Genomic DNA, 21,873 nt, shown 5'->3' on the forward strand with positions numbered 1-21,873 from the left:
CGGCTCGATATCATCGACTGGATTGAAGGCTTCTATAATCGACAGCGCATGCATTCCTCGATCGACTATAAGACTCCAGTCGACGTGGAATCCAGCGCCATGACTGCGTAAAGTGGTGTACGTCAAACCGAGGCAGGGTCAAATATCTTCCTTAGAAAAGAAAAACCCGGACTCAGGGTTATTAAGTCAAAAATTCAGGGATTACCCGATTGGCGGGGTGGTATGGGATGGCTATCGTATGGACATGCCTGAAAGCGGCGAAGTAAGTAGGAAGTTCGGCGTTTATAGAACATTCTGTTGCGACGCAGAAATTGTGATCGGCGTTGGCGTCGTCTTTCCCGAGTGCCCGAAACACCTGAACTTACCCACGGCATGGAAAGAACTGGAGGACGTCGACACCGCCACCTACGGAACGAATGCTGATGGACACAACCGCGATGGAAATCGAAAGCTCCCCAAAAAAAAGTAACACAACAGAGGCGACGCCATACAGGCGCCGATTTTATGCCGGTGATAACGTGAGGATCGTACCGGTAATTGCAACTCGCCACGCAGGAAGCATCGGCAAAATCAAGGCTGCAAAGTACAATTCACGCGACCGTATCACGCTGGATAAGTATCTGGTCGAATTTGAAGACGGATTTCAGGCATGGTTCTGGTCGATTCAGCTCGAACCCAACATGCCCTTGCTCGAAATGTAAGCGCGGTCTGTGACCACGTTTTTCATGAAATCAACGAAACACGTGCGGTCATAGACCGCACCTACACGACGCCCGCGGCTTTCAATTCGGCGAGAACGCGCTCCGGCCGGAACGGAACTCGCCGGATACGGACTCCCGTCGCATCAAAGATCGCATTGGCAACGGCGGCAACACCTGCCTTGTGCGAGGTTTCGCCGGCTCCATAGGGCGGCAGATCCGGCCGATTCGGATTGGGGTCGCCATTCACGATCACAACGTCGATTTTTTCCGGCGCATCGAGATGCGTCAGCGACGGATGTGTAATCCAGTCCACGCTGGTCACTTTTTCGGAGTCGAACTTCACTTCCTCGTAGAGTGCCCGGCTCATGGAATGGAGCATACCGCCCTCGACACTGCGGCGCAGCGCCTCGGGATTGACTACCAGACCGCAGTCATGACCGCAGGCAAGCCGCTTTACCCAGACCTTGCCGGTCTTGCGGTTGACCTCGACTTCGGCAATCACCGCGACAATCGTCTGGCTGCGGTACGCATACGCCACACCGCGACCGGTCAGGATATCGCCCTTTCCGAGGGGCTTTGGCGATGGACGGCTGTCCCAGCCAAACACTTCCTTCGCCGCCTTGAGGGCAGCAATGGACCTGGCGCGCTTGAATGCGCTGTCATCTTCCGTACTCGCGGTTAGAAGTTTCATCCGGAATTCCAGCGGATCGGTCTTTGCAGCAGCCGCGAGTTCGTCAATGAACGATTCGGCGGCGAACGTGGACTGCGGTCCGTTGGGATCACGCAAATTCCCGGTGCGCACCGGGGTTTCCCATAGCGCCGGCAGCCCGACAACTTCCATTGTCATGCGCCGGTTCGGAATGACGTACATGTCGTTGGGAGTGGCCGCGCTTCCGGGAGCCGGAGTGGCGCGGCGTTTGCCCATGAGTTGAGCGATCAGAACCGTGTCCGGTTCGTTATATCCTACATGGTTGAGATCCGCGGCCCGGCCGGCGTAATCATAGGCAACGAGATTTCCTTGAGCATCCAGGCCGCCGCGCATTTTGAAGGTAAATGCAGGACCTTTGGTATCCCAGGCTGTCTCTTCGTTTCTCATCCATTGAATGCGCACCGGCCTGCCGATCTCTTTCGCAAGAAAGGCTGCTTCGAAGCCCGCATCATCGGCGGCGGTGCGGCCATAGGACTGGGGTCCTTCCATCCATATCACGCGTACCTGTCCGCGCGGCATACCGAGAAATTGAGCGACACCGTTTCGCATCCCGTAGGACTTCATGTCGTTGGAATAGATCGTCATCTGACCGTTCGAAGGATCTGCCATCGCATGGGCAGGGCTGAATGCCGTGTGTCCCTGAAACGGATAATCGTAGTCGGCCTCGATGACCTTCGCGGCGGCGGCAAACCCCGCATCCGGATTGCCTGTCACCGACGGCCGCCCGGACACCGGAGTCGCGCTCCGCATGTACTTGAAAAGATCGTCGGACGCCGGGAATGGCGAGGACGCCGGCTTCTCCCAGTTGCACTTGAGCTGCTTCGCGGCCTGAATCGCGTGCTCTTCCCTTTCGCAGACCACCGCCACATAATTGCCTTTGCTGACAACCTTCACGAAGCCGGGAATGTTCTTCACCGACGACTCGTCGATACTCAGCAGCTTCGCTCCGGCGACCGGCGGCTTGACATTGCGCGCATGAACCATGCCGGGCAGCTTCACGTCAACCGCCCAGGTCAGGGAACCATCGACTTTGGCGGGGATGTCATAACGCTGCGGCGACTGGCCGACATTCTTCAGGTCCTGAACCGCCTTTACCTTCGCGACGCCGGTGGTATTGCCGATCACGTTCCGTTCTGCCGTCAACGGAACATTGAACCGCTTTCCGCCGATCAGTTCCCCATAACTGACCTTTCTGGCAGCGTCGCCTTTGACTGAGACTACACCGTCGCTGACGGTGAGTTGGCTGACAGGAGTTTCGAATTTCTTCGATGCCATTTCCAGAAGGACACGGCGCGCTTCGGCAGCGACGCGGCGCATCGGCCAGGCATCATTCTGGATGGCAGTGGAGCCGCCCGATCCACCCTGATCGACCGTGACATCGGTGATACCCATGATGCAGGTGGTCTTGTTGTAGGCGATATCGAGCTCGTCCGACATCAGCTGGCGGAATGAGGTCCCCGTGCCTTGACCGCAATCGGTCTTTCCGACGTAGAACGTGGCGCTGTTGTCTTCGTGAACGACGATCCACGAGTCGAGCGCTTTGAAGTCCCGGTCGGGATACAGCGCTGCTGTTCCCTGCTGCTGCAGCGCTGCGGCGACCGCTTCCGTCGTAATTCCGGCGTTCGCGCTGACGACGAGGAATCCGCCGGCCGTCTTCAAGAAGGTTCTGCGGTTGCTTCTCATGCCGTCACCTCTTTCTTCGAACCGGTCAGATTGGAGGCAATCATTTTGGCGGCGCGCTTGATCGCAAGCTGGACGCGGTAGTACGTCATGCAGCGGCACAGGGTCGTTGCCATGGTTTGCCGGATCTGCGAATCCGTCGGATGCGGCGTCTTGTCGAGCATCGCCTTGGCCGTCATGATCTGTCCGTTCTGGCAGAAACCGCACTGCGGAACCTGCTCGTCGATCCAGGCCTGCTGCACCGGATGAAGCTTGCCGTTCTTCGCCAGTCCTTCGAGGGTCGTGATCTCATTCTTCACACTGGAGAGAGGTGTGATGCACGACCTGGTCGCAACGCCATTAATGATGACGGTGCACGCTCCGCACTGGCCGAGCCCGCAACCAAACCGTGGACCCCGCAAGGCGAGATCGTTGCGAAGCACGTACAGCAGTGGAGTGGCCGGATCGAGATCCAGGGCGTGCGTTTTGCCGTTCACCTTCAACGTGATGTTGCTCATTTATGGGTTCTCCTCCAAATGGCTTGTGGCTGCTGATTGTATACTTGTTCCATTCGAAAATGAATCCGCCAGCGGTTGTGACTCCCTGAGACAGGGCGTAAGGAGAATGCGTTATTTTCCGGGGGAATGCATTCCCCCGGAAGGGGAATGCATTCCCCAAAGAATCAAGTCTGACGGCGATCCCTGTTTAAACTTCCTGCCATTCTCACGGCGCTACTTGTCCTTTCCGTTGCCGTCTTTGCCTGGGTCGTCATCTTTCCCTTTATCATCGTCTTTCCCTTTATCATCGTCGATGCTGACAATGGGGCAATTCGCGACAGGGCCCGAGGGCGTGATTCTGCCTACCCCCGTGGGGTTTGTGATTTTGGTGTTATTGAGGACAGAGTTGAAGTCCTTCTGTAAGGTTCTCTGTGCGTACGGTACCGTCCAAACTGCGAAATGGACGTCCCACAGCGGGCTATAGAGCGGAAATCCGGGATCTGCCGAAGGGTCGGGCACTTCCTGAAGAATGTTCAGTGGCACCGGAGGGGAAATATTGTTATCGGCGTTCAGGTCAATTGCTTTTCCGTCCAGGATCGTGGAATTAAGTCCCTGGCGATTGGGATTGCTGAGTCCCGTTTGGCCATTCGTGAAGGCAATAATTCCTTCACGCGACGATGAGTGGCTGGCGTTACCGGTGGGCACGTCATGAGGAGTAATGGCCAGCAAAGACGACACCGTCACATTTTCGAGAACCGCGCCAGGCACGACGGACGCGTCCACAGAAAAATAATGAACGACCTTGCCAAGCGCGCCTCCCGTGGTCTCGTCGAATGTCGCCGTTGTCCAATTGCCGTTGATCGTTGCCTTGTCCGCTTTGCCGGTATGATTTGCGATGTGCGAAGCGTTGAGCACGGTGCCGTCAGGTAATTCGACCAACGGACTGTAACCGGTGTTTCCAACAGCGCCGGCAGCGAAACAGCCGGGGCCGAAGGGCAGGAAGGGTAGCGTCGGCGTACCATTGATAACACAGTGCCCGAGACCGTCGACGCTGATGTCGACCATCCGGCGTGGCGTGAAATCAACGGTGGCGGCAAAATTGAGTTTTGTTGGCGAACCCGTCCCCAATTGTGAGCCTCGGCCAGCCGTCGTGTTGCTGAGTTTGGGCGCGAAGTTCACGCCCAGCTGTTTGGCCCAATACTCGCTGGACGCGTCGGTGATGACGTACCATACAGGGACCCCGCCGCTGGTTCCTTGATAAAGCGGCAATGTAACACGGCTGAAATCGTCGTTCTCTACGGCACTGGTGAGAAAAAGCTTATGGTGATCTCCCGCCATGGCGCCGGAAGCGCTCAGCATGACCACACACGCCGCCAGCCCACAAAGCACGGCGGCCTTGATTTTGTCAGTGATGTTGTTTTCTTTCCATTGGGAGTACGCGGTGCTGCTGGAAAAATCGGTTAGCGTCAGTAAGAATCTACGTGGATTCACAGGTTCGACTCCATGGTTGAACTGGTTGTTGGCGGCGACATCCAGGTTGGTCCAATGTTAAGTACCGATGCCCCTACCGCCAAAAAAGAACGGGGGCAACGGACCAGCAGGTTGTTATCGGCTCTATGTGTATATGTTCCTGTCAACTATGTGTCAATCCGATTCTCGACCGGCGACGCCCAGCCCAGTTCAAAGAGCCTTAGAATCGCAGACCGACATCAATTTCTCCCAATCGGTTTTGGGAATTAGAGAAGGGATTTGCGAGTTCCCAATCCATTTTGAGGATTAGGAAAAGGATCTGCGAATTCGCAATCGAATTTGGGAATTAGCAAACGGGTTTGGGAATTTCCAATCGGGTTTGAGAATTAGGAAAGGAATACCCAGATTCCGGCTCCGCCGGCGCCGTTCGATCTGCCGGCGTTGCTTGCGGCCAACCAGGCGTTGTCCGCGGCGAATTCGGCGGCATTGGACGGAGGCAGGAAAGCCGTAGCTCAACGGGATCATGCGAAGGAAGTCGTCGTGAAGCTTCTGGACCAGCTCGCCAAGTATGTCCAGGGGAACTGCCAGGACGACGTGACGATTCTTCTCTCGTCTGGTTTCAAAGCGCAGTCGTCCACGAAGACGGCGGCGGCTACGGCGTGCGGCTCGATCCGGTATTTCAAACCGGGTCCGTCGAGTGGCCAGGCCCAGGGCAGGCTCGTTGCTGTCCCGGGCGCAGGCAGCTATGAACTGCGTTGGGCGCCGGTTCCGGCCGGCGGTGTTCCGGGCGCGTGGATCAGCCAGCCGGTCATGAATCTTCGTTCGGTAACGGTCATCTCGGGCTTGACGCCGGGTGCCACCTACGCGTTTCAGGCTCGTGCCGTCGTCCAGTCCGCTTACACGGATTGGAGTGATTCGGTCACCATGATGGCGACGTAGTTTCGTTTCATAGGGGCGATGGGTCTATCCCATCGCCCCTTTTCTTTCTCGCCCGTTGGGCAGCCCCCGCCAACGCTACCGCCGGACACTAAGGTTCATGTAGGAGCAGTTCTGATGGACTTTTCGACCGCACCCATATTAAATTTTTAAACGCTCAGGAGGTACACACATGGCTACTCTTTTCATGGTGAACGTTCCTCATAACTGCAGCGACAACGAACTGACGGATTGGGTGGAATCGTCGGGCATTGAGGTCCGGAAAGTCCGGCTGGTCAAGGATCTGGTAGCCGGAGTTTCGCCCAGTTTTGCATATGTCGAAATTACTGAGAGGGTCCCCGTCGCGGATGCCGTTCAGAAGTTAAATGGCCACAACATCCGCGAACGGGTCATTATGGTGAGCGAGGCCCGCAGGGGCGCGACCGCGGCTTAGCCGGTAGGGCCGGTCGTGCCCGTCCAGGCAGGAGGATCGCTCGCCGGAAATGAGTCTTCCGACGCCGCTTCGACCGGCTCTTCAGAATGAGTCAGCTTCCGCTCGTCCATAGCGATCGGAATTTCTCCGGTTTCCATGACCTGTTTGAATTTCCGGAGCGCTTCCTGGATCTGACTGGCCGGCCTTTCGCCGAATAACGTGGATAGGGCTGCACCCAGCTTCCCTGCGGGCGGATTGTATTGCAGCGCGACGCGAACCACGGTCCCGCGTCCGCCGGTGGCGCGCTCAAACCGGATGTAGCCGGCATTGTCGATATCGGCGCCGTCCAGCGATCGCCAGCCGATCATGTCGTTTTCACGATCGACCGTAATCTCTGCATCCCACTCCATAGTCATTCCGCCGGGAGCCTTCAATGTCCAGTGGGAATGGGTTTCATCAAGAACATCCACCGACAGGACATTCTCAAAAAGCCTCGGCAGATTCTTCAGATCTCTCCAGTACTGATACAGATGCTCCGCCGTACCGTTCACCGTCACCGCCTTCTTCAGCTTGATTCCATAACCGTACGGCAGCGTATGAATGGTCTTGCTGAAAGCCCGGTTGACGGCATAGAGTCCGACAACCGTGCCGGCGCCTGCCAGCAGCACCTGCGTGTTTCGGTTCATCTCATTACCCCCTATTTAGAATCTTCCCAGTGCCATCATGATGATCAGGATAATGAGAATGATGCCGATCGTTCCTGACGGGTAATATCCCCAACCCCGGCTGTATCCCCACGCAGGTGTCGTTCCAACCAGGAGAAGAATGAGTAACACGAGTAATAAAATCATCGAACCTCCTCAAATTGCTGCAGTCAGGCAGCGCGCTGTAAAATTCGAATGCGATCGTAAGCATCCTTTATGTCCATATATTGCCGCTTGACGACGTATTGAACATCGAGCGGCAAATCGGCTTTCAAGGCTTCCTGATAGTCATTCACAGCAGCCTCTTCTTCGTGCTGGCATTCCGAGATAATGCCCGCTTCATCGCGCATGGTCGTTTTCGCCGCTGCGGGATTCCGGAACGGTATCGTATTGCTGGGAAGCGGCGCTGTCGCCTCAGCCTCAGATCCGGCCTCAACGACGCTGTCGCCGCCAAGCCGGTGCACCTCCGATTTCAGCTCCGAAATGAACTGCACTCGCTGCTGCGAGAAGATGTTGAACAGCCGCCGGAACTCGCTGTTCTGAATGCTTTCGGCGGCGTTTCGAAACTCCTCCCGTCCTGTCTTGCATGTCTCGATGAGTCCGTCGAGTATGGCAATCACTTCATTGTTGTTCATATGAGTCCGCCTTCTCCTATAGGAGGGGCAATTGCCGTACCACTAACGGTGTCGCGCTATGCCACTGTTGTCTCATCAGGTTCGACAGAGCATGGCAGGAAGATGCCAAGGAAGGCGGGAAGGATTACCTGGGAGGACCCCGGTGAAACGGATGCATACTTGCTATTAGTCTTTGCTAAGGGTAATGACAACGTGGATAAGCGATCAATTCTTGTCGTCGAGGATAGCCCCACCGATGAGGCTCTGCTGTTGCGCGCCCTCGAGAAATCAGGGATCACGAATCCACTTGTTACCGTGCGGGACGGCGTCGAGGCGATCAATTACCTGTTCGCGTCCGGACGCTATGAGTTCCGCAACGCGGATGAGGTTCCGGCCATTGTCCTGATTGATTTGAATCTCCCGAAACTCGACGGTCTTGAAGTGTTGCGCCGCATGCGGGCCGACTACCGGACGAAACTGACCCCCGTCGCGATTTTCACCTCGTCCATCGAGGAGCAGGATCTCATCAACGGCTACAGCCTCGGCGCCAACAGTTACGTACGCAAGCCCATTGAGTTCTCGAAATTCTCCAAAGTGGTTGCGCAGCTCGTCACATACTGGGTTGAGCTCAACGAACCGCCGCCTCCGGGTGAAAAGACCTGGGCACACCACTTCGACAGATCCGCCTGAGCGGTTTGCCATCTCAGCTCACGGCTTCATGACGACCTTTATACATTCGTCATCTTTCTCGCGGAAGATCCGATAGGCCTCGGGCGCATCATCCAGCGGGAAGCGATGGCTGATAACAAACGACGGGTCGATATCTCCACGCCGGATTTTCTCCAGCAGAAGCGGCATGTATTTGTGCACGTGAGTTTGTCCCATCCTCAGGGTCAAACCCTTGGCGAAAGCGGCCCCGGCGGGAAATCGATCAATAAAGCCTCCATACACGCCCGGTATGGAAATCGTGCCGCCTTTGCGGCAGGCGATGATCGCTTCACGCAGAGGCTGGGCCATCAGCGCCGCGCCGTGCGATTCCATTCCGACGGCGTCGATACAGGCATCGGGCCCGCGGCCACCGGTTATCTCCTTTAAGGATTCCACGACACTCACTTCCGAATAATCGATGGTTTCGGCGCCGCACTCCCTGGCTTTGATCAGCCGGTTCAAGACGCGGTCGATCGCAATCACGCGTTCCGCCCCGAACATGAACGCGCTTTTGATCGCAAACAGCCCCACGGGCCCGCAGCCCCAGACGGCAATGGTGTCGCCCGGTTGAATGCTGCAGTTCTCGGCCGCCATGTAACCGGTCGGAAAGATATCCGACAGAAAGAGCACCTGTTCATCCGGTACCGGTTCGTAGATCTTGAGAGGTCCGACATCTGCGAACGGAACCCGGACGTATTCTGCCTGGCCGCCGGGATATCCACCATACATGTGCGAATAGCCGAACAATCCCGCGGCGGAATGTCCATAGGCGGCGTCCGCGATCCAAGCGTTCGGGTTGCTGTTATCGCACAACGACCACATATCCCGCTGGCAGAAAAAACAGCGGCCGCAGGCAATGGCGAAAGGAACCACCACCCAGTCGCCTTTGGCGAGGTTCTTCACCTCTTTTCCAAGCTCGACGACTTCACCCATGAACTCATGGCCAAGGACATCGCCGGGACGCATTGTCGGGACCGAGCCGTCATAGAGATGAAGATCGGAGCCGCAGATTGCGGTCAGAGTGACCTTGATTATCGCGTCTCTCGGATTGAGGATTTCAGGATCCTCGACGCGGTCCACCTTGACGTTGTGCTTCCCTTCCCAAACCACTGCGCGCATATCATGCCGCCATTTGCTGATCTAAAATTCTCTTTCTGTCTTCGATCTGACGGCCGAGATCTTCGAGTTGTTCCACGGAACAATTCTCCTCGGCGAAGCGGAAAATTTCCCCCTCTTCTTCTTCGATATGACGCTCGACGTTTTCAATTAGGATCTCGACTTTTTCGTCGTAGCTCCTGTCGTTGGGTTTCAAACGCGAAATCTGCGTCAGCAGCTGATCGACTTCTTTGTGCTGTTTGATGGCCTCGGACGCGAGATCCGGCCCCACCCCGCTGAGTGCTTTGAGCATCGGATAAAAAATCTCCTCTTCGGCCCTGGAATGAAGCTGAAGTTCGCGGCGGATCAGAGCGAACATTTCATCTTTTTTCTCAAAGGAAGCGCTGATTCGTTCGAATTGTCCGAACAGGCTTTGCACATTCGCATGATCTGTCTTGAGCAGCTTTAGAGCGTGCATCCAACACTCCTTGCAGGGATTCTGGTGGCGGAATTCTGATTCACTCCGTGCAAACACCCTGCCAAACGCCATATGGCCGCGGTTTTGCAGCAGGATTCTAAGGAGGTCCAGGAATGTCGACAGTGCTCCAGCGGCGGCTCCCTATCGGGGCGGAGCCGGCCGGCGGTGGTGTGCATTTCCGAGTGTGGGCGCCCTGCCGCAATCACGTAGAGGTGGTGATCGAAGGATCGAAGGCCGTCGTGCTCGGCCGCGAGCCCAACGGATATTTCTCAGGCATCGTCGACTTTGCAGGGTCCGGCATGCTGTACCGGTTTCGCCTTGATCATGGCGACCGCCTTTTTCCGGATCCGGCCTCGCGCTATCAGCCCGACGGACCTCACGGTCCATCGCAATTCATCCAGTCTTCTTTGTATCGCTGGGAAGACGAAACATGGAACGGCATGCGGATCGAAGGCCAGGTGATTTATGAAATGCACATCGGTACGTTCACCGCCGCCGGGACCTGGAACGCGGCGCGTGATGCATTGCGGGAACTCGCCGACGACGGAATCACTCTTCTCGAGATCATGCCGGTTGCCGAGTTTCCCGGCCGCTTCGGTTGGGGCTACGACGGGGTCGACCTTTTCGCGCCAACGCGCCTCTACGGCACGCCGGACGACTTCAGATCGTTTGTAGATCGCGCGCATTCGCTTGGACTGGGAGTGATTCTCGACGTGGTTTATAACCATCTCGGCCCGGAGGGCAATTACCTCAAGGAATTCTCCCCCGGCTACTTCACGGACCGTCACGAGAACGAGTGGGGCGAAGCCATCAACTTCGACGGCGCCGATTGCGGCCCGGTTCGCGAGTTCTTTCTCTCGAATGCCCGGTATTGGATCGAGGAATTTCATCTCGACGGCCTCCGGCTTGACGCGACGCAGCAGATATTCGACGAATCGCCGGATCATATTCTCGCGGCCATCACACGTGAAGCCCGGGCCGCCGCCGGCCGCCGCTCGATTGTTATCATCGCGGAGAACGAACCGCAGAACGCCCGCACCGTGCGGCATCCCGATGCAGGAGGCTACGGCCTGGATGCCATCTGGAACGACGACTTCCATCACACCGCCCAGGTGGCGATGACCGGAAAGAAAGAAGCGTATTACTCCGATTACAACGGAAGCCCGCAGGAACTGATCTCGGCATTGAGGTGGGGATTCTTGTATCAAGGTCAATATTACTCGTGGCAGCGGCAGTTGCGCGGCAGCTATGCATTCGATGTCGAACCGGCGTCATTCATCAGTTTCATCGAAAATCACGATCAACTGGCGAATTCGGAGAGCGGCTCGCGGCCCCGTCAATTGACGACCTTCGGGCGATACAAAGCCGTCACCGCACTCCTGCTGCTCGGCCCAGCCACACCGATGCTTTTCCAGGGACAGGAGTACGGCGCTACCACGCCATTTCTCTATTTCGCGGACCATGGAAAAGAGCTCGCGGCGCTGGTCGAACGGGGCCGTTCCGATTTCATAGCGCAATTTCCAAGCATTGGAAACGGTCACACCGAATTCAGGATGGGCGCTCCCCACGATCGACGCACATTTGCCAGCTGCACGCTGAACCCTGAGGAAAGACGGCAGAATTCGCACCTGGTTGCGTTGCATCGCGACCTGCTGAGGCTGCGGCGCGAGGATCCGGTGTTCCACGCCCAGCGCTCCGACTGGATTCACGGCGCTGTGCTCGGCCCTGAAGCATTCGTTCTGCGGTTTCTCGCCGAGCCGCATGGAGAGCGATTGATCCTGGTCAATCTGGGCCGGACGCTGACGCTGCGCCCCAATCCGGAACCACTGTTAGCGCCTCCCAGGAGCGGCCGTTGGGAACTGCTATGGTGCAGCGACGATCCTAAATATCTGGGTCCCGGATGTCCACCGATCCGAACGGCCGGATCGTGGAATGTCCCCGGACATTGCGCGGTGGTGTTCAATGAAAGAAGAATTGGCGATTGAAGATGTCATTCAGAACCGGATGCCCTGGTCCAGAACTAAAGGGGCAGACCGGCCGGACCCCGTTCTACTGCTCACGCGGGAGTGGCTCGTAACCAACGGACTCGGCGGCTACGCCTCGAGCTCCGTCTCCGGCGCCTGCACGCGCCGGTACCACGGATTGCTGATTGCGTCGTTGCCGGCGCCCCTCGGCCGCATGGTGATGTTGAGCCATTTTGGTGAGGAAATCGCGCTGGCTGATGAGTCTGTAATCGATTTCAGCGGCGAAGATCTTTCCGAAGAGCATCTGGACCTGCACTCGGCTGAATTCCTCAGCGAGTTCCGCCTCGAAGCGGGATTGCCGGTCTGGCGCTTCGACATCCAGGGTTGCACGATCGAAAAGCGGCTGTGGATGCCGCACCTGCAAAACACTGTTCACGTCTCTTATCGATTTCTCTGCGACACCGGCGTCCTTCGTCTGCGGCTGCGCCCGTCGATGCACTTTCGGGAACATGAAGCCCCGGTATCGCTGCCCATGGATAAGCCATACAAGGTCACGGCCTGCGGCGAGCAATATGAGATTTCAGGCGAGCCATCGCTCCCGCCGCTGCGCTTCCGGCTTTGCGGTCCGAATGCAGGATTTGTTATTCAGGGCGGCCGGTTTAAAACCATCTTTTATCGAGTCGAGCAAAGCCGCGGCTATGACTGCTGTGGGCCGATATGGAGTCCAGGCTATCTGCGAACGACTCTGAGGCCGGGCGAGACATTCACCGTTGTCGTTTCCACCGAACCCTGGGAAAAGATTCTGGCGCTGGATCCCAAAGAGGCGATCGATCGGGAAATGACACGGCGGCGAAAACTTGTGGAAGCCGCGCGGCCCGAGATCAAGATCGGCTGGCCCGCCGAACTGATCCTCGCGGCGGATCAATTCATCATCGCGCCCAATACGCGCGTGGGCGATGCCGCCCGCGCGCAGGCGGCCGGCGATGATGTCCGCACCGTCATCGCAGGCTATCACTGGTTCACCGATTGGGGCCGCGACACCATGATCAGCCTGGAAGGACTGACGTTGGCCACCGGGCGCCACCTTGAAGCGGGATACATCCTCCGGACCTTCTCTCACTACATCAGGAATGGGCTTATCCCGAACATGTTTCCCGAAGGCGAAAACAAAGGGCTGTATCACACAGCCGATGCCACTCTGTGGTACTTCCATGCCATTGAAAAATACCTCGCTGCTACGGGCGATCGGGACACTCTCAGCCAACTTCTGCCAAAGCTGATCGATGTCATCGATCACCATGTCAACGGCACCGACTTCGGCATTGGCGTCGATCCGGCCGACGGACTCCTCCGGCAGGGACAAACGGGATATCAACTCACATGGATGGACGCCAAGGTCGGAGACTGGGTCGTTACGCCCCGCCGCGGCAAGGCCGTCGAGATCAATGCCCTGTGGTATAACGCACTGCGTCTGACGGAAGGATGGGTTCGAGAAGAATTCGGGGATAAGGAAGCCGCGAAATACAGCGACTTGTCCAAACGGGCATACGATTCGTTCAACAGCAGATTCTGGTATGACACCGGCGGCTATCTCTTCGATGTCGTCGATAGCGAAGGAGCCGAAGGGGCAAATGATCCGGCCTTGCGTCCGAATCAACTCTTCTCCTTCTCGCTCTCGTATCCAGTTCTCGAACCGACGCGCTGGAAGGGTGTGCTGGATACGGTACAGCAGCGCCTGTTGACACCGTACGGGCTGCGCAGTCTCGCACCCGGAAGCCAGAATTACAAGCCGCAATATTACGGCGACCTGCGCTCCCGCGACGCGGCATATCACCAGGGGACCGTGTGGGCCTGGCTCATCGGTCCGTATATCGACGCCTGGCTGCGCGTCTATCCGGACGATTTCGACGGAGCTCGAAAATTCCTGTCGGGGTTTTCCGCGCATCTGGCAGATGCATGCATCGGGTCCATCAGCGAAGTCTTCGATGCAGATGAACCCTTTATTCCGCGCGGATGCGTGGCGCAGGCATGGAGTGTCGCGGAAGTTCTGAGGTGCTGGCTGAAAACGTCACGAAAACAGCCCTAGGCCGCCAGAGTACTTAAAATCTTTCGCCGCTGTTCCATTTCCAGTCCGAGTTCTTCGAGACGGTACTCGGGGAGGTTTTTCCGTGCTTCGTCGAAAATTTCCTCTTCTTCCATTTCGATATGCCGCTCGACCTCGTCGATCAACTGGTCCATTTTGGTCTCGAAATTCTTGTCGCCTCCGTTCATCAGATTCAATTCCTGAAGCAGTTTCTCCACGGAGTGATGTTCGCGCTCGGCGGCGGACACCAGCTCCGTCGCCCGAGCCGACGAGGTCTCCGCGAGCGCCGGATAAAAGACTTCCAGCTCCATTTGCGAGTGGATCAGGATTTCGCGGCGGATCTCGTTGAACACTTCCCGCTTCCCGTTCTGCATCCGTCCGTTGTTGGATTTCTTGAATTTATCGAACAGCGATTTCACCGTTTCGTGATCGTTCCTCAGGAGCACCGTAACTTTCATTTCTTACCTCCCTGCCGAAAAGCCAAATTCATAAGCATGCCTGATACCGAAAGTATCCTCTAAGCGGAGCGCCGCCGCTCACGGTCCGGCATCACTAGAAAATCCGTGATCTCTTTCTCTGCCTGTTCACGGCCAATGCCGTATCGCTCCTGCAGTTTTCGGATGAAGTTTTCGGTATTGCCTTGAATCCGGTCGACATCATCGTCCGAGACTTTTCCCCACCAATTTGGGACATCGCTCTTGATCTGCAGCCACTTACCTTTAAGGATCTCTTTGTTCAAACGTATTCCTTTCCAACCATTTCCGGGACTCGATCACATGAAGCAGTTGCCATGCCAATGGCGGCTTGAAATGCAACGGCGTGTTTTATCCGGAAGATCGGGCCCCTTCAACCCGGCTGCCGGGTGAAATCCCGTTCCAAAACTGGCGAATCCAAGTTCCACCGGATGTCTTTTTTTCGTAAAAAACGAACCGAAAGGTACTGGCTAGCGGCGGCAGCGGTAAACGAAGGCAGGCGGCACGTTCAACCAGACGACAGGACTCTTCGTTACGGTTGTGAAATATCGCGGCAGGAGCGCCGCGAATCTGCGGCCCCTCGGTTGCAAACCTGCAGCATGAACATAGGCGAAGGTCACGAAGGCTCCACCGGGTTTCAAGACGGTCATCATCTCGTCCATGAGCTTGACCTGGACCGCATCGGGGAAACCGCCCCAGGGCAAACCCGAGACGATACAATCGGCCGCCTCAATCCCGGCATGATCGCAAATGCCGCGGACGTTGGCGGCGCTGTCCTCGAACAATGTGACGTTGGGATGGCGGGCTCTGAAGCAGGCGGCGAATTCGGAATTCACCTCGATCGCGGCGAATTTCGCATCGGGCTTCAATTCGCGCAGGATGAAATCGGTGACAGCGCCGGTTCCGGGTCCGTATTCCAGAACCGCTTCGGCGTTCTCAAGATCCAGCCCTTCAACGATCATTCGAGCCAGAAATGAAGAGCTTTCCGCAATAGCCCCGACCATTTCCGGATCGGCTATGAATTCCTTGAGCAGCTTCACGGTCCCAGATTGTAATGGATCGAGGCTGCAATAACCACTCTCCATTGCGTATTCAGGTTTTTGCTATACTCACCGGCGCCAAGGAGAACCGATCGTGAGTAAACGCCGAAGTTTTGAAGTACCCGGACTCCATCATGAGAACCCGATCCCGATGGGCTGTATCATCGGACCTTTTATGATGACCAGCGGAATATTCGGAATGGAACCGGTCACTCGCAAAACCCCCGCCGATGTCGAAAGCCAGTGCAAATTCATGTTCGAGAACATCCGGCGCGTCATGGAAGCAGCCGGCGGATCGCTTGAGGACATCATCAAGGTTGTTGTCTGGGCCAAGGATAAATCCTTCAAAGAAGCGGTCAATAAAGAATGGCTCGCGATGTTCCCCGATGAGCACTCCCGGCCCGCACGCCACACCATGCTGTACCAGGGTTTTTCCGGAAACGCGCTGGTTCAGTGTGAAATCATTGCCGTAATGCAGAACAAGGCTTGAAGCAGCACGACGCCTACGCTGTTTTCCGCCTCCCGGCGTTCCGCCGTTATTTCGCCGGCAACATGCTCCTGATTGTCGGCTGGCAGATGCAGAAAGTCGCCATCGGCTGGGAGATCTACGAACGCACGCATTCGGCGATGTATCTCGGCTATGCCGGTCTGGTCCAGTTTGCGCCGCAAGTTCTCTTCATGCTTATTGCCGGGCATATCACCGATTCGTTCAATCGCAAGCGTGTGTTCATGGCAGCCCTCGCGTTCAACGCCATGGCCGCGATCGGGCTGGCCATCAACTCCATACGGGGCGGTTCGATCTTCTTCTTGTATGCCTGCCTGTTCCTTTACGGCACGTCGCGTTCGTTCATCATGCCGTCGCGCGCGGCGTTTCTCCCCGGCATCATACCTCTCGAAATCTTCAGTACGGCGGTGTCCTGGAACTCGAGCGGTTTCGAAATCTCTTCGATGGCGGGCCCTGCGATCGGCGGCCTCCTGATCGGCGCATATCGAAGCCCGACTCTCGTTTATGCGATCAACGCCATTGGCCAGCTGACGTTCGTCGCGCTGCTGGCAAGTCTGGCCTACAAGAACGTTCAGGCCGTGAGGCAGCCGGTCAGCCTGCAATCGTTATCGGCGGGATTTCGTTTCGTCTGGAAGGCAAAAGTCATCCTCTCCGCGATGACACTGGACATGTTCGGCGTCCTGCTTGGCGGCGCGACCGCGCTGATGCCGATTTATGCCAAGGACATTCTGCATGTCGGCGCCCGGGGCCTGGGCTGGCTGATGAGCGCGCCTTCGCTCGGCGCCTTCAGTATGGCTTTGCTCCAGGCTCACCGCGGCCCCCTTCGAAAAGCCGGCCGCACGCTGCTGTTTGCAGTGGCGGGCTTTGGAGCAGTGACGATTGTTTTCGGCATCTCGAAAAACTTCTGGTTGTCGATGTTCATGCTCTACCTGCTGGGCTCGTGCGACAACATCAGCGTCGTTGTGCGATCCACCCTGGTGCAGATCCTGACTCCGGACAACATGCGCGGGCGCGTCTCTGCTTTGAATTCGCTTTTTATCGGAACATCGAACGAGCTCGGAGCGTTCGAGTCCGGACTGGTTGCGAACTTCTTCGGGCCCGTGTTCTCGGTGGTATCCGGCGGGATCGGAACGCTGCTGATCGTCTTTGGAATGTCATGGCTGTCGCCGCAACTCCGCCGTTACGGCAGACTCGATCAAGCCGGCTGACCGCGCGCTACTGCAGCCGGTCCCGAACCACGCCGGTCGCGACCATGAGGTCGATCTGGGCTGCATTCAGGTTGAAGAGCGCCTCTGTCCGGTTATCGCGCGCTCTTTCCAGACGGTCCTGGGCATCAGAAATCTCCAGACTGTTCGCAACGCCTTCGTCGTAGCGCTGCATGGCATGGGCCAGCTCACTCTGGGCGACAGTAAGCCCTTCTTCTGCGGCCGTTACTTGAAGCCGGCCCGACTCCAGTTCGCCAAATGCGAGTTTGACCTCCAGTTCGATCTGCCGGTGGAGGTCTTTCGTGCGGATTTCTTCCTGACGTACGGCGGCCATGTCTTCGGCCAACTCGGATTTCCGGCGGCCGCTATCCATGATCGGAACCCGTAACGACACACCGACGGAATAGGTCTGCGCCAGGCTGATACCGGCCCCGGCGGTGCCGTAATCCGCCGTGCCTTCGATGTAAGGTAAGCGCTCCAACTCACCCGCATGATACGTAACGCGGGAGCTCTCTTCCCTCCGGACCTGCGCGAGATAGTCCGAGCGGTGCTTCAGGGCGTCGTCCATGGCCTGCTCCCGGCTCGAAACCTGTACCGGACGAATGTTGAGGCCGTCGACCAGGTCCGTCTCCGTATCGAGTTCCAGGTTCATCGCCTTCAAGAGGTTCAAATGTGTTCGTAATTGCTCGGACTCGGCAACGAATGCTTCCTGGCGGACGTTCGCGACCTGCGCGCCCGCCCTGGCCGTATCGACAGCGAGGCCTGTCCCCAAATTCTGGCGATCCTGCGCGCGCTTGAGCAAAGTCTCCGCCAATCCGAGATTGGCGTGTGCCGCGCTAACCTTGGCATCGAGCCGGGAGGCCCACAGGTAGAGTTTCGCGACTTCACCGGCGACCCGATCTTTCGTGTTCTCCTCGTCCGACTGCGCCACTCCGATACCCGTGCGCGCTGCCTTCACGCGTTCAGAAAGACCCATGTCCAGGAACTTCTGATTCACCATCACTTTTGCTTGCGTTATGGAATACGACCCTGAAATCTGGGACAGGTTGACGCCGTCTAACGTTATTCCCGCCGGTAGACCGAGACTGGCGAGGTTCAACGCTACGGTCTGCGTGGAAAACACTCCCTGAAAATCCGGCTTCTGGTCGGCATGGAGACGCGTCGCGTGCGCTTTCGCCTGCTCAACTCCCTCCGCGGCGAGTTGCAGCAGCGCATTCCCTTCGGGGATCAAGGCAGTGTCGATGGCTTGTTTCAGGGTCAATTTCATCGGACCGGCGGCCGGCGGCGAGTTCTGCGCGAAAAGGCCTGAAGCAAGAAGGGCAACAAATGTCGTGGACAATAGACAGTGGCGCATTCTCTTTTTCCTTGGCTCTTTAAAATCAAAACATGGGTAACGTATAGTACACGACATGTCTGACCAGTCCCGCCCGGGTTTGCCTAAAAAGAGGAAGTGGCTATGGGTGGCGGTATTTCTGGTGACCGCCGGAGTGGCTACTGCGACTGTCATCTTTCCGCGCGCCTCGGAAGATAAGAAACCTGCAGCGGCACCCGCAGCCGTGGCTGAAAGCCCCTTGGGCATCGGCTGCCGCGGATGGATCGAGCCGGAAGACGGAGTGTTGAAAATAGCGGTGCCTCCGGTAGCGAATGCTTCCATTGTCGCTTCACTTCAAGTGCGCGAAGGCGACACGGTAAAGGCCGGCCAGGTGCTTGCCGTTCTCGACGGACGGCCGGCACTGGAAGGCAAACTGCGAGAGGCCGAAGCCGACATCAAAGTTGCGCGGATGAAGCTGGCACAGATCAAGGCCGGCCCTAAAGCTGCCGATATCGATACCCAGAAAATGGAAGCGGCCCGCTGGCAGACGGAATACGATTTCGCGAACAGCGAATACCAGCGCTACCAGAGGCTGCGCCAGACCGAAAATGCCACCGCCGCGGACCTCGACCAGAAGCGGATCGCGGTCGAGCGCGCCAAACGCTCACTCGACACCGAGCAGGAACGGTTGAAAGCTCTCCAGGAAATCCGGCCCGAAGACGTGGACCTCGCGTCTGCCGAGCTGGATTCGGCAATGGCCAAAGCCGAATCCGCTCGGGAACAGATCGAGCGGACGGTCGTCCGTGCCCCTGCCGCCGGCACCGTGATCAAGATTCATGCACACCCCGGCGAACAAGCCGGAATCGACGGCCTCCTGGAGCTGGCGAAAACGAATCGCATGTACGCCATCGCCGAAGTCTACGAAACCGATATCGGCCGCCTTCATCTCGGTCAGAAAGCAACGATTTCCGGGGATCTGCTGCCGCAGAAAATGGACGGCGTCGTCACGATGATCGGCAAACAGATCGGCAGGAGTGAGTTGCTGCCGACGGATACGGTCGGATTCGCTGATACGCGGGTTGTGCGGGTCCATATCGAACTCCGGGATCCCAAGCTGGTCGCCGGCCTGATCCACGGAAAAGTCAGCGTCGCGATTGAGCCGTAGCGGGAACGCATAGTATGCCTATTCCCGTCGCCTGGCTCCAGCTCACTCACGAAAGAGGCCGGCTCGTTGCCGCTATCATCGGAATCTCTTTCGCCGTCGTGCTGATGCTGACGCAGCTCGGTTTTCAGGACGCCTTGCTGTCGAGCGTCGGAGTCATGCATTCCGCATTCCTTGGCGATCTGGTTCTGATCAATCCCGGGTACGCCAATCTCGTCACGCCGCGGACGTTCACGGAAAATCGCCTGTATCAAACGCTGAGTTCAAAAGCGGTGGACAAGGTGTACCCGCTTTATCTGGACCAGGCTCCATTGAAGAATCCCGTCAACCACAAAGAGGTTTCGATCTACATCATCGCCTTCAAACCGACCGCGGTCCTTTTGAACAGGCCGGGCATCCCTGAAAACCTCCGGAAAATCCAGGATGTCGGCATGGTCCTTTACGATTCGGTCAGCCGGCCGGAGTTCGGCCCGGTGGCGGACCTTTTTGAGCGGGACGGAAAGGTTACGACGGAACTCGCCGGCGTCAGAGTGGACGTCGCCGGCCTGTTTCAACTTGGAACTTCATTCGGCAGCGACGGCCACGTCGTGATGAGCGACGAAACATTCTTCCATGTCCTCCCTTACCGCCAGCCTGGAATCATTAATGTTGGTCTGATCCAGTTGAAGCCCGGCGCCGATGTCCAGAAAACGAAAAAGGAGCTCGCGGGCATCCTTCCGCACGATGTCGTGATCCTCACCAAGGACGAGTTCGTGGCACGCGAAGTCGGGTTCTGGACTTCGAGCACACCGATCGGCTTCGTGTTCGGCCTTGGTGTTCTGGTCGGAGTGTTCATCGGCTGCATCATCGTGTATCAGATCCTGTACACCGATGTGACAAACCATCTTTCGGAATATGCCACGCTGAAGGCGATGGGCTACCGGAACCGATTTCTGTTCAAGGTCGTGATGCAGGAGGCTCTTGTTCTTTCCGTTCTTGGTTTTTTTCCCGGCGTTCTTGTGGCGCACTTCGTTTATTCCATCGCTCACCAGGCTACTCTGCTGCCGATGGCGATGTCATTGTCCCGGATTGCCCTCGTGTACCTGTTGACCGCGGGCATGTGCGCCATCTCGGCAATACTCGCCGCGCGCAAAGTCCGTTCCGCCGATCCTGCCGAGATTTTCTGAGAGGCACAATCGCTGAATGGTTTCTTCACCCTGGAGCCTTTTGTGGATCTGGACCGTGATCGGCGCGCAGTCGTTCGGCGGCGGATCGGCGACGCTGTATCTCATCCGCCGCGTGGCCGTGGAACGATACAAGTGGATCACGGACGATGACTTCACCCGTTATTGGGGGATCTGCCAGATCGCTCCTGGAATCAACATCCTCGGACTCGTCATCCTGATCGGCTGGCGCGTCGCAGGAGCCCCTGGCGCCGTCCTCTCTTTGACTGGCCTCTTGCTGCCTAGCGCCGCAATTACCGTCGCCCTGACATCTATATATGCAAGCGTTCGCGAAGCTCCGGTTGTGCGCGCAGCGATCGCCGGAGTGGTGCCGGCAACCGTCGGCCTGGGCTTGTTCCTCTCCTTTACCATGGTGCGGCCGCTTTTGAACGCAGCGCGGCAGGAGGGGCGGTCGAGCACTCTTGTGGCTGTGGCTCTTCTTCTCGCCAGCACCATCGTCGCTTCATTCGCCCGAACGCCCGTGCTCGCCATTCTCTGGGCGGCCGGAGCCTTGGCCGCGCTGGCGCAAAGGCAGATCGCAGAGCGGAGGAAGCAGTCCTGATGACTCCTCCGGCGAGCCATCCTATTACTCTCTTCTGGATCATGTTCCGGGCAGCGCTCCTGTCGACGACCGGCACCGGAAACCTGCCGATCGTTCACCAGGACCTGCTGTCGCGCAACTGGGCCACGGACCGCCAGTTCGCCGAGTCTCTCGCGATCGGGCAGATCAGTCCCGGACCTACGGGGCTCTGGGTGATCAGCCTCGGCTATCTCATCGGCGGCTTACGCGGCGCCGCGCTGACACTGGCCGCAATCGCACTTCCCCCGCTTCTTGTCCTCGTCCTTGTCCATGGCCTGTATCGCCGCTGGGGACATCACCCCGCAACGCAGGGATTCGTCCGCGGGCTTGGACTTGCCGTTGTGGGAATCTTTGTCGTCGTGCT

Annotated in this window: 25 protein-coding genes; 13 read left to right on the top strand and 12 right to left on the bottom strand. The window is 57.5% G+C overall.

Annotated elements, in window-relative coordinates:
* Positions 1 to 112 precede the first annotated feature (112 nt).
* On the top strand, positions 113 to 469 hold the full coding sequence (locus VGK48_02295) for a hypothetical protein (protein ID HEY2379989.1): 357 nt from the start codon (positions 113 to 115) through the stop codon (positions 467 to 469).
* 49 nt (positions 470 to 518) lie between these two features.
* Positions 519 to 701, top strand: coding sequence for a hypothetical protein (locus tag VGK48_02300; protein HEY2379990.1), 183 nt, complete (start codon positions 519 to 521; stop codon positions 699 to 701).
* A 61-nt stretch (positions 702 to 762) separates the two neighbouring features.
* Here the strand turns inward: VGK48_02300 and VGK48_02305 are convergent, their stop codons facing one another.
* The 3 genes from VGK48_02305 to VGK48_02315 all read right to left on the bottom strand — a co-directional run bounded on the left by VGK48_02305 (position 763) and on the right by VGK48_02315 (position 5,057).
* Complete coding sequence (locus VGK48_02305) at positions 763 to 3,093, bottom strand: molybdopterin cofactor-binding domain-containing protein (GenBank protein HEY2379991.1); 2,331 nt, start codon at positions 3,091 to 3,093, stop codon at positions 763 to 765.
* Positions 3,090 to 3,587, bottom strand: coding sequence for a (2Fe-2S)-binding protein (locus VGK48_02310; protein HEY2379992.1), 498 nt, complete (start codon positions 3,585 to 3,587; stop codon positions 3,090 to 3,092). Before VGK48_02310 ends, VGK48_02305 begins: the two co-directional genes overlap by 4 nt.
* Positions 3,588 to 3,800: 213 nt before the next feature.
* Positions 3,801 to 5,057 (bottom strand): hypothetical protein, encoded by a 1,257-nt coding sequence (locus VGK48_02315; protein ID HEY2379993.1) that lies wholly within the window; start codon positions 5,055 to 5,057, stop codon positions 3,801 to 3,803.
* Positions 5,058 to 5,477: 420 nt separating this feature from the next.
* Here VGK48_02315 and VGK48_02320 point away from each other — a divergent pair, with 420 nt between their 5' ends.
* Together VGK48_02320 and VGK48_02325 are read left to right on the top strand one after the other, a co-directional pair.
* Positions 5,478 to 5,975: a fibronectin type III domain-containing protein gene (locus tag VGK48_02320; GenBank protein ID HEY2379994.1), complete on the top strand. Its 498-nt coding sequence runs from the start codon at positions 5,478 to 5,480 to the stop codon at positions 5,973 to 5,975.
* 169 nt (positions 5,976 to 6,144) lie between these two features.
* Entirely contained in the window at positions 6,145 to 6,405 is a 261-nt protein-coding gene (locus VGK48_02325) for an RNA-binding protein (GenBank protein HEY2379995.1), read from the top strand.
* On the opposite strand, the gene VGK48_02330 is transcribed toward VGK48_02325, so the two are convergent.
* Genes VGK48_02330 through VGK48_02340 form a run of 3 tightly spaced genes read right to left on the bottom strand, consistent with a single transcriptional unit; the run spans position 6,402 to position 7,723 of the window.
* Positions 6,402 to 7,070 carry an SRPBCC family protein gene (locus VGK48_02330; GenBank protein ID HEY2379996.1) on the bottom strand — a complete coding sequence of 223 codons (669 nt, stop codon included), beginning with the start codon at positions 7,068 to 7,070 and terminating at the stop codon, positions 6,402 to 6,404. The two genes, VGK48_02325 and VGK48_02330, sit on opposite strands and share 4 nt — an antisense overlap.
* Positions 7,071 to 7,085: 15 nt before the next feature.
* A complete protein-coding gene (locus tag VGK48_02335; protein ID HEY2379997.1) occupies positions 7,086 to 7,235 on the bottom strand; it encodes a DUF3309 family protein in 150 nt (49 codons plus the stop codon).
* A gap of 23 nt (positions 7,236 to 7,258) precedes the next feature.
* Entirely contained in the window at positions 7,259 to 7,723 is a 465-nt protein-coding gene (locus VGK48_02340) for a PA2169 family four-helix-bundle protein (GenBank protein ID HEY2379998.1), read from the bottom strand.
* A gap of 192 nt (positions 7,724 to 7,915) precedes the next feature.
* Here VGK48_02340 and VGK48_02345 point away from each other — a divergent pair, with 192 nt between their 5' ends.
* Positions 7,916 to 8,392, top strand: coding sequence for a response regulator (locus VGK48_02345; GenBank protein ID HEY2379999.1), 477 nt, complete (start codon positions 7,916 to 7,918; stop codon positions 8,390 to 8,392).
* Positions 8,393 to 8,410: 18 nt separating this feature from the next.
* Here the strand turns inward: VGK48_02345 and VGK48_02350 are convergent, their stop codons facing one another.
* Positions 8,411 to 9,529: a zinc-dependent alcohol dehydrogenase gene (locus VGK48_02350; GenBank protein HEY2380000.1), complete on the bottom strand. Its 1,119-nt coding sequence runs from the start codon at positions 9,527 to 9,529 to the stop codon at positions 8,411 to 8,413.
* A 1-nt stretch (position 9,530) separates the two neighbouring features.
* A complete protein-coding gene (locus tag VGK48_02355; protein ID HEY2380001.1) occupies positions 9,531 to 9,983 on the bottom strand; it encodes a hemerythrin domain-containing protein in 453 nt (150 codons plus the stop codon).
* A 113-nt stretch (positions 9,984 to 10,096) separates the two neighbouring features.
* Here VGK48_02355 and treZ point away from each other — a divergent pair, with 113 nt between their 5' ends.
* Both treZ and VGK48_02365 read left to right on the top strand, forming a co-directional pair.
* Complete coding sequence (gene treZ, locus VGK48_02360) at positions 10,097 to 11,968, top strand: malto-oligosyltrehalose trehalohydrolase (protein HEY2380002.1); 1,872 nt, start codon at positions 10,097 to 10,099, stop codon at positions 11,966 to 11,968.
* Between the two features lie 19 nt (positions 11,969 to 11,987).
* Positions 11,988 to 14,033 (top strand): amylo-alpha-1,6-glucosidase, encoded by a 2,046-nt coding sequence (locus tag VGK48_02365; GenBank protein HEY2380003.1) that lies wholly within the window; start codon positions 11,988 to 11,990, stop codon positions 14,031 to 14,033.
* Here VGK48_02365 and VGK48_02370 read toward each other — a convergent pair.
* The 3 genes from VGK48_02370 to VGK48_02380 all read right to left on the bottom strand — a co-directional run bounded on the left by VGK48_02370 (position 14,030) and on the right by VGK48_02380 (position 15,543).
* On the bottom strand, positions 14,030 to 14,488 hold the full coding sequence (locus VGK48_02370) for a hemerythrin domain-containing protein (protein ID HEY2380004.1): 459 nt from the start codon (positions 14,486 to 14,488) through the stop codon (positions 14,030 to 14,032). The two genes, VGK48_02365 and VGK48_02370, sit on opposite strands and share 4 nt — an antisense overlap.
* 59 nt (positions 14,489 to 14,547) lie before the next feature.
* A complete protein-coding gene (locus tag VGK48_02375; GenBank protein HEY2380005.1) occupies positions 14,548 to 14,769 on the bottom strand; it encodes a CsbD family protein in 222 nt (73 codons plus the stop codon).
* 204 nt (positions 14,770 to 14,973) lie between these two features.
* Positions 14,974 to 15,543, bottom strand: a complete 570-nt coding sequence (locus VGK48_02380; GenBank protein HEY2380006.1) for a methyltransferase domain-containing protein — start codon at positions 15,541 to 15,543, stop codon at positions 14,974 to 14,976.
* A gap of 94 nt (positions 15,544 to 15,637) precedes the next feature.
* Here VGK48_02380 and VGK48_02385 point away from each other — a divergent pair, with 94 nt between their 5' ends.
* Positions 15,638 to 16,033, top strand: coding sequence for a RidA family protein (locus VGK48_02385; GenBank protein HEY2380007.1), 396 nt, complete (start codon positions 15,638 to 15,640; stop codon positions 16,031 to 16,033).
* Complete coding sequence (locus VGK48_02390) at positions 16,030 to 17,256, top strand: MFS transporter (protein ID HEY2380008.1); 1,227 nt, start codon at positions 16,030 to 16,032, stop codon at positions 17,254 to 17,256. Before VGK48_02385 ends, VGK48_02390 begins: the two co-directional genes overlap by 4 nt.
* 7 nt (positions 17,257 to 17,263) lie before the next feature.
* Here the strand turns inward: VGK48_02390 and VGK48_02395 are convergent, their stop codons facing one another.
* Positions 17,264 to 18,607: a TolC family protein gene (locus VGK48_02395; protein HEY2380009.1), complete on the bottom strand. Its 1,344-nt coding sequence runs from the start codon at positions 18,605 to 18,607 to the stop codon at positions 17,264 to 17,266.
* A gap of 55 nt (positions 18,608 to 18,662) precedes the next feature.
* On the opposite strand from VGK48_02395, the gene VGK48_02400 reads away from it, so the two are divergent.
* The 4 genes from VGK48_02400 to VGK48_02415 form a co-directional block, all read left to right on the top strand.
* The gene (locus VGK48_02400; GenBank protein ID HEY2380010.1) at positions 18,663 to 19,730 is read left to right on the top strand and encodes an HlyD family efflux transporter periplasmic adaptor subunit; all 1,068 of its coding nucleotides are present in this window, start codon (positions 18,663 to 18,665) and stop codon (positions 19,728 to 19,730) included.
* A 14-nt stretch (positions 19,731 to 19,744) separates the two neighbouring features.
* Complete coding sequence (devC, locus tag VGK48_02405) at positions 19,745 to 20,893, top strand: ABC transporter permease DevC (GenBank protein ID HEY2380011.1); 1,149 nt, start codon at positions 19,745 to 19,747, stop codon at positions 20,891 to 20,893.
* 16 nt (positions 20,894 to 20,909) lie between these two features.
* Positions 20,910 to 21,491, top strand: a complete 582-nt coding sequence (locus VGK48_02410; protein ID HEY2380012.1) for a chromate transporter — start codon at positions 20,910 to 20,912, stop codon at positions 21,489 to 21,491.
* Positions 21,491 to 21,873: chromate transporter (locus VGK48_02415; GenBank protein ID HEY2380013.1), on the top strand; the 383-nt coding region annotated here is incomplete at its 3' end. The genes VGK48_02410 and VGK48_02415, both read left to right, overlap by 1 nt.

The organism is Terriglobia bacterium, from assembly GCA_036496425.1.
Classification (GTDB): domain Bacteria; phylum Acidobacteriota; class Terriglobia; order 20CM-2-55-15; family 20CM-2-55-15; genus 20CM-2-55-15.